Genomic DNA, 11,985 nt, shown 5'->3' on the forward strand with positions numbered 1-11,985 from the left:
ATTTCTTCTGTAAGTATAGAAAAAAGGCAAACCATCTGCCATAGTTTTGACTTACATTTGCCCTTTTAATCTTACATTATTGAAAGGTTTCCCGGAAAAGATCGAGAACCACTGTCGTTCCCTGCCCCGGCTCAGAGTTGACCGCAATGCCGTGGGACAGTTTGTCCATGATCGTCCTGCACAGATACAGGCCCTGTCCGGTGGATTTTCCATAGAGCCTGCCGTTATGTCCGGTAAAGCCCTTTTCAAATACCCGCGGAAGGTCCTCTGCCGGTATTCCCGGTCCTGTATCGCGAATCATCAGGCGGTGGCCTTCCATGAAAATGGTGATGGTTCCTCCTTCCGGCGTGTATTTCAGCGAGTTGACCAGAATCTGCCCCAGAACAACCGACAGCCATTTTTCATCGGTAACCGCCGTGTAGTCGGTTTCCTGAAAATCCATGCTGATCTTTTTCCCGATGAACATTCTGGCATATTTTTTCAGGGTCTTTCGAATCAGCTGATCCAGAGATATCTCCTCAAATACCAGGTCGGAAGATATATCCTGCAGCCTGATATAGGACATGGCCGTATTGACGTATTCCTCTATATTGAACAGCTCCGCCGAAAGCTCCTTCACCTCGGGATACTGTTCCTGCTTTTTCGTCTGCAGGATCATGCCCATGGCCGCGATGGGCGTTTTGATCTGATGGGCCCATAAAGTAAAGTAATCCGTCAGTTCTTTTCTGCCCAGATAAGCCTTTGATTCCGACTCCCGTTTCTGCCGATGCAGCTCCCGTATCATTTCCGTATAGTCCTGGTCGATCAGGTTTCTGGGCTCCGGCAGATAGTCGATCTGCGAATCGATGGGTTCGATCAGGCGCAAGAGCTCTCTGTGGTGCTTTCGAAAACGGGCAAAATCATAGGCAGCAAAAAAGAAAGCGGTCAGCAGACACAAAAGCCCTGCGTACAGAACAGCGCCCAACGGCACATTGCTGAGGAAAAACACCATCGCAAAGATAAGCAGGCAGGCAATAAAAAGGAAGACTGACTTCCTGTGAAATTTTAAATAATCGACGATCAGTTTCATGCTTCCACCACGTATCCGATTCCTTTCTTTGTTTTAATGAATTCGCTGAGTCCCGCTTCCGCCAGTTTTCTCCGCAAACGGGTCACGTTGACGGTCAATGTGTTGTCATCCACAAAACTGTCATCCTCCCAGAGCGCGGTTATGATATCATCCCTGGAAACGATCTTGCCGATGCTGGCCATTAGGGTATGCAGGATGCGGTATTCGTTTTTCGTCAGTTCGATCTTCTGATCCTGATAGGTAAGCGTAGCATCGCTCAAATTGAGTACCGCGCCCTTATGCTCAATCAGATTGGTCTGCTCTTTGAAGGAATAGGTCCTCCGCAGAAGCGCCTGGACTTTGGCAGTGATCACATTCATATCAAAGGGCTTGGCAATGAAATCATCGCCGCCCATATTGAGTGCCATTACAATATTCATATTGTCGTCCGCAGACGATATGAATATAATGGGAACCTTCGATATGGCCCGTATCTCCGAGCACCAGTGGTGGCCGTTAAAAAACGGCAGTCCAATATCCAGAAGCACGATCTGCGGATCAAAAGCCACAAATTCTTCCAAAACCTTCTGGAAGTCTTTTACCGTTTCCACTTCGTAGCCCCATTTCTCCAAATGCTCTTTCAGCACCCGCGATATCGTCTTGTCATCTTCAACGATCAGAATTTTGTACATCTCGTCCCCCTAATAGTCCGTTTTCCTTAATATTATCACATTTTTAGTAGGGTTGGGAACCGTTTCTGCGGTTGTTTGTCAGGATAAAATGTGATATCTTTAAAAGATGAATAGAAAAAAGGGAGGAGTTTCCAATGAAGAAACGAATTATAGCCTGTATTTTAGCCATCTCTGCCGTATGCCTGCTGGCCTCTTGCTCAAATACCAAAACAGCAAAGCTGGATCCAAAGAATCCGACCACCATTACAGTCTGGCATTACTATAACGGAGATCAGCAGAAATCATTCAACGATCTGGTTGAAAAGTTCAATCAGACCCAGGGAAAAGAGGAAGGTATCGTTGTGGAAGCTTCCAGCCAGGGCGGTGTAAAGGACCTGGAAAGCAATGTGCTGGATGCCGCCGATGGTAAGGTCGGGGCCAGCGAAGTTCCGAACATCTTTGCCGCGTATTCCGATACGGCCTATGCCATCGACCGCAAAGGACTGGTTGCGGATCTCTCCCCTTATTTTTCAAAAAAAGAATTGAATCAATACATAGAAAGCTACATTGAAGAAGGACGTTTCTCAAACGACGATTCTCTGAAAATATTCCCCATAGCTAAATCCACGGAAATCTTCATGATTAATAAAACAGACTGGGATAAGTTTGCAAATGCAACCGGAGCGGACATCGCACAGCTAAACACCCTGGAAGGCGTAGCCGCTACAGCCGAGGCCTACTACGATTGGACTGACAGCCAGACTCCGGCAGCCAATGACGGAAAAGCCTTTTTCGGCCGGGACGCCATGGCCAATTATTTCATCATCGGAGCAAAGCAGCTGGGCATTGAGATCTTCTCCCTGAAGGACGGAAAACCGGTGCTGAATTTTGATAAGGAAGTTGTAAAAAAGCTTTGGGATAATTACTATATACCTTATGTGAAAGGGTATTTTTCCGCTTTCGGCCGCTTTAGAAGCGACGATATTAAGACCGGCAATATTATCTCCTTCGTAGGATCTTCCTCCGGCGCTTCTTTCTTCCCGAAAGAAGTTATCACGGACGATGAAGACAGCTATCCCATCGACATGGAAGTCTATCAGGCTCCTCAGTTTGAAGGCGGGGAAAAATACGCCGTGCAGCAGGGAGCCGGAATGGTGGTAACCAAGGCGTCTGATGAAGAAGTCTATGCTTCCGTAGAATTTCTCAAGTGGTTCACCAACACAGAAAACAACATTGATTTTTCTCTGGCATCCGGCTATCTTCCTGTGACAAAAGACGGCAATGACCGTGACGCGCTCAATCTGTCCGAGCAATCGGATAAAAAAACCGCGGTTATCGTTTCCGCTGCCATCGAAACGGTACAGGACAACACGCTGTATACGACAAAGGCCTTTGAGAACGGAACTCAGGCCCGCGATATCCTGGAATACTCCCTTTCCGACAAGGCAACCGCAGACCGTAAAACTGTGGAAGCAAACCTGAAAAAGGGCATGTCCTTAAAAGAGGCTGTCTCCTCTTTTGAAAGCAATGAAAATTTTAACGATTGGTACAATAAAACTCTGAGCCAGCTGGAACAATTAATGCAATAGAGGAGGCTGATCTGTGATCACGAAGACTCTCAGCAAAATCAGAAATACGGAATCCCCCCTGCTAAAACGCCTGCTTATCCCCATGGGGGTTCTCGTCATACTGGAGATCCTGCTGCTGGTTGGCAGCATCTTCACCGGAGGCCTCACCTCCAGTCTGGATCAGAACGCAAAAGACATCCTGCAGCAGAAGGTCGCCAGCAGAGCGACCTATCTGCAGAATGAAATGATTCAAAACTGGTCAAATGTCAGCCTTACTGTGGAGAAGGTGAATCAAAAAGCGCTGGCGCTGGACAAAAAAGGTGATATCGATCTCTCTAAAATTGCTGATGGCTCTGAAGAATCAGCGCCATTTTTGAATGCCATCACAGACGACCTGATCTCAATGATGCGCACCAATCACGTCACTGGCGCATTTGTTATCCTCAATACGGAAGATTTGTCCCTTACCTCCTCCGGGAAAAAACCCGGCCTTTATTTTCGCGATCTGGACCCTGGCTCCGCCGCTTCCAGCAATAACAGCGACCTGCTGCTGAAACGCGCGCCCATTTCCCTTGTCGATAAACTTAATATTCCTACGGACAGCGATTGGAATCCTCTGTTTGACTTCACCGAAAAGGGATATAAGGACGCGTCCTTTTTTTACAAGCCCTATCAGAATGCTCTAAAAAGCTCCGGCGATATCGAGGTCTCCGATCTGGGTTATTGGAGCCAGCCCTTTGTTCCCGGACGCAATTTGGACGGCACTAGCGTTATCAGCTATTCCGTACCGCTATGCCTTTCTGACGGTACGGTCTATGGAGTTCTGGGGGTGGATATTACCCTGGATTACCTTCAGAGACAGATTCCTTACGGCGAACTGACTACCGATAAGCAGGGCGCTTATCTTTTAGCCCTGCGAAAAAACGATACTTTTCGTTTCAAGGATCTGCTTGTCAATGGGCCTGTTTATTCTCAGGCCACACAAAATCTTGCAAATCCCGATATTCGAAAAGCCGACGATAAGGGGCTCTCCTATTTTCTCGATACGAAAACTCAGGGCGGGAAATTTTATTGCACGATAGAAGCCCTCAACCTCTACAATACCAACACCGCTTTTGCGGGCGATCAGTGGGTTTTAATCGGAGCAGTAAAGACGGATGATCTTTTTTCCGCATCCAACCATGTAACCATGGTCCTCGCCATTGCCATTATCATTACCCTGCTTTTGGGAATCGGCGGCAGTATTCTGATCAGTTATCTGATAGCCCGCCCCATTACGTCCCTTTCTCATGAGATGGATGCCATTGATCCCAAAAAACCAGTATCTCTCAGAAGAACCCATATTTGTGAGATCGATCAGCTGAGTACCTCGATTGAGCAGCTGAGCAGCGACGTGATCGACGCCAACAACAAATTCGCCCGGATCCTCAATATGGCCAGTGTCAAGCTGGCGGGCTTTGACATCAATACGACCAGCAAAACCATTTTTATTACCAGCCAGTTTTTCGAGCTGTTCCAGTTGCCGGATATTGATGTGGAAAGCCTAACCATTGAGCAGTTTGCCCAACAGATGGAGCAATTGCAACCATATCTGAGCGAAGAGGATTCTACCCAGAGTGTCTTTCTCTATGAGATCCCGTCCCAGTCAGGCAGTGTCTATGTGCGGATCAAATACGTATGCGTGGATCGCCATCATATCGGTCTGGCCGAGGATGTGACCCATTCGATCCTGGAACGCAAAATAATCGAACACGAACGCGATCACGACCTGCTGACCGGACTGATTAACCGGCGCGCTTTTTACAGGGAAATCAACCGGCTCTTTTCCCGGGACTCCCACCAGCTGAAAACAGCAGCCCTGGTCATGATGGATCTGGACAATCTGAAATATACCAACGATACTTACGGCCACGACTGCGGCGACAAGTATATCAAGAGCGCGGCAGACTGTTTTGTTTCCGCCGTTCCGTCCGAAACCATTATTTCCCGTATTTCCGGGGATGAATTTTATCTCTTCTTCTATGGCTATGACAGTCGGGAGGCTATTGCCCGGGTCTTTGAAAATATGAAGAAAAGCATCGACAACTCCAAGTTCCAGCTTCCTGACGGACAGACGACGAAAATCCGGGTTACCGGCGGAATCGCCTGGTATCCCAAGGACAGTACGGTCTATGAGGAATTGATTCGCTATGCGGATTTTGCCATGTACAAAACCAAGCGCTCCTCCAAAGGCGCTTTCCGCGATTTTGACCTCGGAGATTATAACAGGGAATCCTACGTGATGCAGAGCAAGGCGGAACTGAGTGAAATCCTCGAGAAGGGGCTGGTGGAATACCATTTCCAGCCGATCGTGTGTACGGCCACCGGCGAAATTTTCGCCTACGAAGCTCTGATGCGGGCGGATATGCCAACTCTGCGCACGCCTTACGATATTCTTTCCATTGCCAAGGAGGAACGGAAGCTGGCTCAGATTGAACGGCTGACGGCTACTAAGTCAATTGAAACCTTTGTCTCCCACCTCCGCTCGGGTGCTGTGGAAAAAGAGTGTAAGTTATTCTTCAATTCCCTGCCGAATCAGGTGCTGTCAGCTGCTGACATTGAAAAGGTAGAATCCGATTTTTCGCCATATCTTCCGCAGGTAGTCTTCGAAATAACCGAAGAAGCGCATCTGAGCGAAAAACTGCAGACCGTGAAGATGAAATTTATAAAAAAATGGGGCTGCGGCCTGGCTCTGGATGATTACGGCAGCGGCTATAACAGTGAAAAAGCCTTGCTGGAGCTGTCACCGGACTATGTCAAGATCGATATGAATATTATCCGTTCCATCGACCAGGACAGCAACAAACAGGAAATCGTGCGGCACATCATTTCCTACGGTCACGAGCGAAATATGAAAATTATCGCAGAAGGCATCGAAAACCGGGAAGAAGCCTGTACCGTTATCCGCCTGGGCGCCGACTATCTCCAGGGATACTATCTGGCAAAACCGGCACGGATCCCGCCAAAGCCGGATCCTTTGGTGCTGGATGTGATTACCGCAGCGTATAAAACGGATTAACAAATTCGATTCCCCTTTCATAGTATGAAAATATACTAAGATGAAAGGGGAATATTATTTTGAGTAGCAATAAAGAACCTTATGTAGGTATGCCTATATATCTGGACGACTGTGACTGCGACGATTTCATGGATGACATCCTTGGCGACCGTCCGCAGATACCGCCGTGCATGGCAGGCCGACCTTTTGAAGACTGGCCGGTAGCCATGACCTATGTTCCGATGCAGCCGTGGGAGGAAACCTACGAACCTGCTAAAGCATTGCAGGTAGGAACAATTTTTCCAAGCCTGAATTTGCAGTTTTTAGGAGGTAAACGACCATGAGCAGAAGAACCGAAATGCTGAAAAAGGTCCAGCAGCTGAATTTCGTCATGATCGACGTGGGCCTCTACCTGAACAATCAGCCTGACAGCCCTGCCGCACTGGCGCTTTTCAATAAGTACCAGGCCCTGCACGCACAGGCGAAAAAAGAGTACGAGGAAGCCTATGGCCCTCTGACTTACAACGGTATTGACGCAGAAAAAGACGGATGGTCCTGGATCAACAAGCCATGGCCATGGGAAGTGGAGGATTAGTTTATGTGGACGTATGAAAAGAAATTGGAATATCCAATCAATATTAAGAATCCGAATCCCGCTCTGGCAAAATTTATTATCAGTCAGGTGGGCGGGCCGGATGGCGAGCTCGCAGCTTCGCAGAGATATCTGTCCCAGCGTTATTCAATGCCCTTCAACGAAGGAATTGCAACGCTTACGGATGTCGGGACTGAAGAATTAGCGCAACGAAGATATACATAAAATTATTGTTGAAATTTCAACAATTCTATTGACTGGCACGTTTTAACGTGCTATAATGTAACTACACTTAAGGAAAGGAGGTAAATAAGATGTGGAAACAATAGAGACTCTACTCGAAATAGCAAAGGACTTGCTGGAAATCTTGGTTCTAGGGCTCACAGCCTGGCAGCTCAAACCTAAGAAACAAGATAAACGCAAGTCCGGGAGGCGGAAATAACCGCCTCTCCCCTCTTCGGGGGTGTCTTTATTATAGCACATTGGAAGCGCTTATGAACAGAAAAAATATTAACATCTTATTGGTAGCCCTGATGTTGCTCAATATCCTTGATGGTGATTTTAAGAATCCAGGTATCTTGGATATTGTAAAATGTTTGCTTTTAATCATCTGCTTTGTTCTGAACAATAGGAGGGATGGAAATGTTAAAAATTAAAGAAGTGCGGTTGGAAAAAGGCTGGTCAGTACCTAAACTGGCCGAAGCGTCCGGAGTTTCCCGTCGCACAATTCAGGATCTGGAAAAGCGCGGAGATTGTATGTTGTCCACGGCGGCCCGGTTGGCGGCTGCCATGGACGTGTCCTTAAATGATATCTGGATAAACGAATAGACTTTAAATTAATTTTGTGTTACACTTTACCGTACATGGAGGAGGTACTGATATGGCATTAACGAATGATGATCTGCTGGCAATATCTCAGCTTTTGGATACAAAGCTGGATGCAAAAATTAAACCGTTAACAGAAGATATGAAAAATATCACACTTTTGCTTGAGCAAGATGTTTTGCCACGGCTTCAGAATATTGAATCCTGTTATACATCGACATATCGTCGCTATGCATCTGGTGCCGATCAGCTTGATGCTCTTCAAGCCGATATGGATATTATTAAAAAAATCGTGCAGGAGCACAGTGAAAAATTAAAAGAAATCTCATAAACAAAAAACCCCCGGTAGGATTTGGTTCTCCGGGGGGTTTGTTTATCCATATATTCTGTTTTTTGCTATTTCAAAATACTGCTTGTCTATTTCCATGCCGATAAATTTTCTTCCGGCATTTTTACACGCCACTCCAGTTGTGCCACTACCCATACAGTTATCCATAACTGTATCACCTGGGTTGGTGTATGTCCTGATGATGTATTCAAATAGTTCAACTGGTTTTTGTGTCGGATGGAGCCCTTCTCGTTGACACTTAAAATACAAAGTCTGTCGTGGATAATTTTTGTAATAGCTAACCGTTGGTTTTTTTAAGCCATGATAAACTTCGCCAGAATTCTTTCTAGTTCGATGGATACCCTTATCAACCCGGATTAAGCCTTGCGGATTGTATACGGGTGCCTTCTTGTAGAAAACCACAATGTCCTCTACGCACCGAAGCGGCTGCCGCTTAGCGAATGGAAATCCCGTCACCTGATTTTTGATCCAGTACCAACAATACCGGAACCAACTCCGGTTACTATTAATCAGCTGTGTCGTGAATGGCTGGATCGCAGTCAGCACGATTGCGCCTTGAGGGTTGATGACCCGTTTGTATTGATCCCAAAGTGGTTTCAACGGGATCATCGTGTCCCATTTGCAGTTTGTAAGTCCGTATGGAAGATCACATAAGATTAAATCTATCGAAGCATCTTGTAGACTCGGCATTAATTCAAGGCAATCACCTTGTAAAATCCGTACCCCCCCCCGACAGATTCAAGCTTACTATTTTCCAACCGCTCCACCATCTTGCCTTTCATCATCCTTTAGTTTTTCCAGCACTTTTACAAGGCTTTGTGGCACAGGTAGTCCAGCCGCAGCACAATTCTCCAAAATTGATACACCCTCATTGGCTATCAAAAATCCAATACAGGCAATCCGCAGCACTCCTTCCGCACCGGTCAGGTTATCGATCAGCACGGCCACGGCCACAATTGCAAAATACATGATCTTTTTAAGAATCCCTTTGAATCCGACCTTGCTTGAAAGCTCCCCTGCAATAAAAGCTTTCATCAGGCCGGTGATATAATCAGCGATAACGAGTATAATTAGGCCGATCAACCATGCATCTGGTGCGCCGAATATGTATGCCAATACGCCTGCGATCACCCCGCCTGCGGTATTGATAATATAGTTTATATTCATATGTTTTCTCTCCTTTAGATAAGCCTTTTGATCTTAGCAATTGTCTTAGGACCACAAGAACCATCAGCAGCCAAGCCATATTTGCGCTGGAATTTCTTGAGGGCTTTTTCTGTAGCTGGGCCGAAGCTGCCATCGACCTTCAGGTCTGCGTCTACATATTTATTCAAGATTCTCTGCAAGCGTTTTACGTTCTCGCCTGTACATCCCCTGTAGATCGTTTTACTCGGTACTTTTAATGTTACTGCCTTCTTTGTGTTTCCTGATTTACCATTCAGCTTGTTCAGTTCTGCCTGAACCATATTCAAGAAACGGTTCCAACCTCGAGCAATCGTTCTATGCGGGCAGTTCTTTCCAGACCAATCCTTGTGTCTTTTTACACGGTCGATTCCCCATCCACGCTCTTTCAGGAGCACAGCTGTCAGGTACGCAGCATTCTTTTCGGCCTTGTCAAACCTGCTGCCTCCTGACTTGCTGTAGCAAATTTCAATACCAATGCTCTTTCTGTTTCCAGTTCCGGATCCTCCGTCACCGGCGTGCCATGCATTCCGGTTCAGCGGGATTGCCTGAATCGCCTCTTTATCATCTACCGCATAATGATAAGACGTCTGGTTGTTGTTACTCAGCATATATGCAACCTCCTTTGCTGCGGACGCATCATTCGAAGTGTTGTGAATTGTTATATACTTCGGTGTCATCTTGTATGGACACTTCCGGTTATATTTACTTTTCGGGCATAATTTTTTTCTTACTTTTAAAGCCATTACAGTTCCTCCTCTTCCTCTTCATACGGATCCGGGACCACTTCTCCAATATCTTCTCCGATCCCGTCGATCATTTTGTCTACAAACTGTTCTTCCATTCCGGCCAGCTCTGCTCTGGCCTGTTCTTCGTCAAAGTCTTCGACGATTACATCTAATAATTTTTCACACATACTTTTTCCTTTCTCCGGTTTTTCCGGTATAAAAAAATAGACCCTTCGAGGTCTTTATTAATTAATTTATGATCTTGCACACTCCGGCCGTAGTCTAATTGATCGCTCTCGTTTTCAATTATTGAGTTAAACCACAAACGATATTCCATCCAAGTGAACTAAATTTCCTGTTGCAATATTTGCCGAGTAACCATTTAGTATAACTGATCCTGAGTTGGTAATACCTATTAATCCGTGATTTGATCCATTTCCTCCACAAACGATGCTACAGCTTTGTTCAGGTATGTACTCTTCAGGCAAATAAAACAGCACCGTACCCGTAGCTGAGATATCCTTGATTTTTCCTCGTAAGTATACCGTATTTCCAACTTTCCTATAGCCTGTATAACTTGCTCTCTTCCCATTGACCAATGTAGCTTCTATCCAGCCAGTATCTTTTGTCTTAGATATCAGTTCCTGCAGAAGCTTGTTATGCATCATCTGCATCTGTTCCGTTGTATAACTCACGCCGCACACCCCCTTTCAGGGGTTACTTCCAGCGGCCGATTACCAAAATATCGCAGGTGATTAGTACGCCGGCAGCATCTGATGTTGTGCTTGCCCCATAACAGGCCATACCGTCTGTAGCTGGCAGGAAGCTCGAATAGAAACCTAAGCCCGCTCCAATCGACATCGACACAAAGGCTTTTGGCCGCTCTGTAAATATGAGTGGAAACATGATCTTTGACGTGGAGTACCCATACAGTGGCGAAACATGAATGTAATGTGTTTTTCTCTCTGTGTAAGTCCCCCAGGCAATCGCAATTCCGTTTGGCAACTTTATGTAAGACCATATGCCAGAGGTTTCGACCTTGATGCCATTGAGTATACTTTGCAAGACTTTGTTTAAGGCTTTGATACTCATGCTGCACACCCCCTAACCGGTACAAACAAGAGGCTAAATACTCTCTTAAGTAGTGCCCCCCCCCACTAAATATGTGGCTTGTGCATAAATTCCATAACTCGGTATATATTGCGTACTTGCAAGAGGAGATAACATAACATTAGCATCTGGTTTAATTGTTATGTATCCTCCATGTATCATGCCACTTGATGGGCATGCTAAGATTGGTACTATCTGCGATGATGCCGGAACAAACTTTCCAGGCAAACCGTTTACAAGCATTATATCTCTGTTGATTGGATCGCTGCTTCTAATATTGTCAAATTTGAGTTGTACAACTTTACCTACCCGCCTTACCCATCCAGATCCATACCAAATCACATTTGCGCTCGATAATGTAAGTTCTACCCAACCAGTATCTGCAACGCTATCGATCAACCCTTGCAAGAGTTTGTTATGTATTTCCCACATCTGATTTTTCGTATAACTCACGCCAAACACCCCCTCTCAGGAGTTACTTCCAGCGGCCCACGATTCGGAGGGATACTGTTCCTGAGACAGTTTCCTTGTCGAAGCTCTCCACCCGTACAAGTACGCTTTTTGTCGTAGCGGAACAATGCACTTTTTTGCCGTAACCGATTACACCATCTGCCCAAGCCCCTATTAAAGAGGTAAGTGTAATAGGAAGTGATAATTCCAAGTCGCCTGTATAGGTAAAATCGAACACGAAGGCAGACAAGTACAACCCTTCGAAATATTTGCTCCCTTCTATTTCGCAAAACCCGTCTGCGTATTTCTTCACTCGCCAATTCGTTGAGCCTGAAACAAACTCGTCTGACACAACACAGTGAGGTATTACGACCTGCAAAACTTTGTTTAATACGTTGATGCCATTCATGCAGCGCACCCCCTGA

At 46.0% G+C, this 11,985-nt stretch carries 17 protein-coding genes; 7 read left to right on the forward strand and 10 right to left on the reverse strand.

What is annotated here, in order from left to right; all coding sequences use genetic code 11:
• Positions 1 to 76: 76 nt before the first annotated feature.
• Together NE619_RS12855 and NE619_RS12860 are read right to left on the reverse strand one after the other, a co-directional pair.
• Positions 77 to 1,069 (reverse strand): sensor histidine kinase, encoded by a 993-nt coding sequence (locus NE619_RS12855; protein ID WP_256132831.1) that lies wholly within the window; start codon positions 1,067 to 1,069, stop codon positions 77 to 79.
• The gene (locus NE619_RS12860; protein WP_256132832.1) at positions 1,066 to 1,740 is read right to left on the reverse strand and encodes a response regulator transcription factor; all 675 of its coding nucleotides are present in this window, start codon (positions 1,738 to 1,740) and stop codon (positions 1,066 to 1,068) included. Before NE619_RS12860 ends, NE619_RS12855 begins: the two co-directional genes overlap by 4 nt.
• A 134-nt stretch (positions 1,741 to 1,874) precedes the next feature.
• On the opposite strand from NE619_RS12860, the gene NE619_RS12865 reads away from it, so the two are divergent.
• The 7 genes from NE619_RS12865 (at position 1,875) to NE619_RS12895 (ending at position 8,072) form a co-directional block, all read left to right on the forward strand.
• Entirely contained in the window at positions 1,875 to 3,308 is a 1,434-nt protein-coding gene (locus NE619_RS12865) for an extracellular solute-binding protein (RefSeq protein ID WP_256132833.1), read from the forward strand.
• A 13-nt stretch (positions 3,309 to 3,321) separates the two neighbouring features.
• A complete protein-coding gene (locus NE619_RS19030) occupies positions 3,322 to 6,345 on the forward strand; it encodes an EAL domain-containing protein (protein WP_256132834.1) in 3,024 nt (1,007 codons plus the stop codon).
• A gap of 59 nt (positions 6,346 to 6,404) precedes the next feature.
• The gene (locus tag NE619_RS19035) at positions 6,405 to 6,668 is read left to right on the forward strand and encodes a spore coat associated protein CotJA (RefSeq protein WP_330640750.1); all 264 of its coding nucleotides are present in this window, start codon (positions 6,405 to 6,407) and stop codon (positions 6,666 to 6,668) included.
• Positions 6,665 to 6,919 carry a spore coat protein CotJB gene (locus NE619_RS12880; protein WP_256132835.1) on the forward strand — a complete coding sequence of 85 codons (255 nt, stop codon included), beginning with the start codon at positions 6,665 to 6,667 and terminating at the stop codon, positions 6,917 to 6,919. The genes NE619_RS19035 and NE619_RS12880 overlap by 4 nt, the downstream gene beginning before the upstream one ends.
• Before the next feature lie 3 nt (positions 6,920 to 6,922).
• Positions 6,923 to 7,141: a manganese catalase family protein gene (locus NE619_RS12885; protein WP_330640751.1), complete on the forward strand. Its 219-nt coding sequence runs from the start codon at positions 6,923 to 6,925 to the stop codon at positions 7,139 to 7,141.
• A gap of 417 nt (positions 7,142 to 7,558) precedes the next feature.
• Positions 7,559 to 7,744, forward strand: coding sequence for a helix-turn-helix transcriptional regulator (locus NE619_RS12890; protein WP_227754977.1), 186 nt, complete (start codon positions 7,559 to 7,561; stop codon positions 7,742 to 7,744).
• A gap of 52 nt (positions 7,745 to 7,796) precedes the next feature.
• Positions 7,797 to 8,072 (forward strand): hypothetical protein, encoded by a 276-nt coding sequence (locus tag NE619_RS12895; protein ID WP_227754976.1) that lies wholly within the window; start codon positions 7,797 to 7,799, stop codon positions 8,070 to 8,072.
• Positions 8,073 to 8,114: 42 nt separating this feature from the next.
• Here the strand turns inward: NE619_RS12895 and NE619_RS12900 are convergent, their stop codons facing one another.
• The 8 genes from NE619_RS12900 to NE619_RS12935 form a co-directional block, all read right to left on the reverse strand.
• Positions 8,115 to 8,780: a DNA-methyltransferase gene (locus NE619_RS12900; protein ID WP_256132836.1), complete on the reverse strand. Its 666-nt coding sequence runs from the start codon at positions 8,778 to 8,780 to the stop codon at positions 8,115 to 8,117.
• A 57-nt stretch (positions 8,781 to 8,837) separates the two neighbouring features.
• Entirely contained in the window at positions 8,838 to 9,257 is a 420-nt protein-coding gene (locus NE619_RS12905) for a phage holin family protein (RefSeq protein WP_227754974.1), read from the reverse strand.
• A gap of 14 nt (positions 9,258 to 9,271) precedes the next feature.
• Positions 9,272 to 10,018, reverse strand: a complete 747-nt coding sequence (locus NE619_RS12910; RefSeq protein ID WP_256132838.1) for an N-acetylmuramoyl-L-alanine amidase — start codon at positions 10,016 to 10,018, stop codon at positions 9,272 to 9,274.
• Positions 10,018 to 10,188 carry a hypothetical protein gene (locus NE619_RS12915; protein WP_227754972.1) on the reverse strand — a complete coding sequence of 57 codons (171 nt, stop codon included), beginning with the start codon at positions 10,186 to 10,188 and terminating at the stop codon, positions 10,018 to 10,020. Before NE619_RS12915 ends, NE619_RS12910 begins: the two co-directional genes overlap by 1 nt.
• A 126-nt stretch (positions 10,189 to 10,314) precedes the next feature.
• Entirely contained in the window at positions 10,315 to 10,695 is a 381-nt protein-coding gene (locus NE619_RS12920; RefSeq protein WP_256132839.1) for a hypothetical protein, read from the reverse strand.
• 22 nt (positions 10,696 to 10,717) lie between these two features.
• Positions 10,718 to 11,092, reverse strand: a complete 375-nt coding sequence (locus NE619_RS12925) for a hypothetical protein (RefSeq protein ID WP_256132840.1) — start codon at positions 11,090 to 11,092, stop codon at positions 10,718 to 10,720.
• Positions 11,093 to 11,137: 45 nt separating this feature from the next.
• Positions 11,138 to 11,563: a hypothetical protein gene (locus NE619_RS12930; protein ID WP_256132841.1), complete on the reverse strand. Its 426-nt coding sequence runs from the start codon at positions 11,561 to 11,563 to the stop codon at positions 11,138 to 11,140.
• Between the two features lie 22 nt (positions 11,564 to 11,585).
• The gene (locus NE619_RS12935; protein ID WP_256132842.1) at positions 11,586 to 11,969 is read right to left on the reverse strand and encodes a hypothetical protein; all 384 of its coding nucleotides are present in this window, start codon (positions 11,967 to 11,969) and stop codon (positions 11,586 to 11,588) included.
• Between the last annotated feature and the right edge of the window lie 16 nt (positions 11,970 to 11,985).

The organism is Anaerovorax odorimutans, from assembly GCF_024459955.1.
Lineage (GTDB): Bacteria > Bacillota > Clostridia > Peptostreptococcales > Anaerovoracaceae > Hominibacterium > Hominibacterium odorimutans_A.

What these genes read in the sequence shown, in the direction of transcription:
- NE619_RS12895 (WP_227754976.1), top strand. Translation starts at nt 7,797, where the DNA reads ATGGCATTAACGAATGATGATCTGCTGGCAATATCTCAGCTTTTGGAT.
- NE619_RS12935 (WP_256132842.1), bottom strand. Translation starts at nt 11,969, where the DNA reads ATGAATGGCATCAACGTATTAAACAAAGTTTTGCAGGTCGTAATACCT.
- NE619_RS12910 (WP_256132838.1), bottom strand. Translation starts at nt 10,018, where the DNA reads ATGGCTTTAAAAGTAAGAAAAAAATTATGCCCGAAAAGTAAATATAAC.
- NE619_RS12925 (WP_256132840.1), bottom strand. Translation starts at nt 11,092, where the DNA reads ATGAGTATCAAAGCCTTAAACAAAGTCTTGCAAAGTATACTCAATGGC.
- NE619_RS12915 (WP_227754972.1), bottom strand. Translation starts at nt 10,188, where the DNA reads ATGTGTGAAAAATTATTAGATGTAATCGTCGAAGACTTTGACGAAGAA.
- NE619_RS12900 (WP_256132836.1), bottom strand. Translation starts at nt 8,780, where the DNA reads ATGCCGAGTCTACAAGATGCTTCGATAGATTTAATCTTATGTGATCTT.
- NE619_RS12890 (WP_227754977.1), top strand. Translation starts at nt 7,559, where the DNA reads ATGTTAAAAATTAAAGAAGTGCGGTTGGAAAAAGGCTGGTCAGTACCT.
- NE619_RS12885 (WP_330640751.1), top strand. Translation starts at nt 6,923, where the DNA reads ATGTGGACGTATGAAAAGAAATTGGAATATCCAATCAATATTAAGAAT.
- NE619_RS12860 (WP_256132832.1), bottom strand. Translation starts at nt 1,740, where the DNA reads ATGTACAAAATTCTGATCGTTGAAGATGACAAGACGATATCGCGGGTG.
- NE619_RS12865 (WP_256132833.1), top strand. Translation starts at nt 1,875, where the DNA reads ATGAAGAAACGAATTATAGCCTGTATTTTAGCCATCTCTGCCGTATGC.
- NE619_RS12855 (WP_256132831.1), bottom strand. Translation starts at nt 1,069, where the DNA reads ATGAAACTGATCGTCGATTATTTAAAATTTCACAGGAAGTCAGTCTTC.
- NE619_RS12880 (WP_256132835.1), top strand. Translation starts at nt 6,665, where the DNA reads ATGAGCAGAAGAACCGAAATGCTGAAAAAGGTCCAGCAGCTGAATTTC.
- NE619_RS12905 (WP_227754974.1), bottom strand. Translation starts at nt 9,257, where the DNA reads ATGAATATAAACTATATTATCAATACCGCAGGCGGGGTGATCGCAGGC.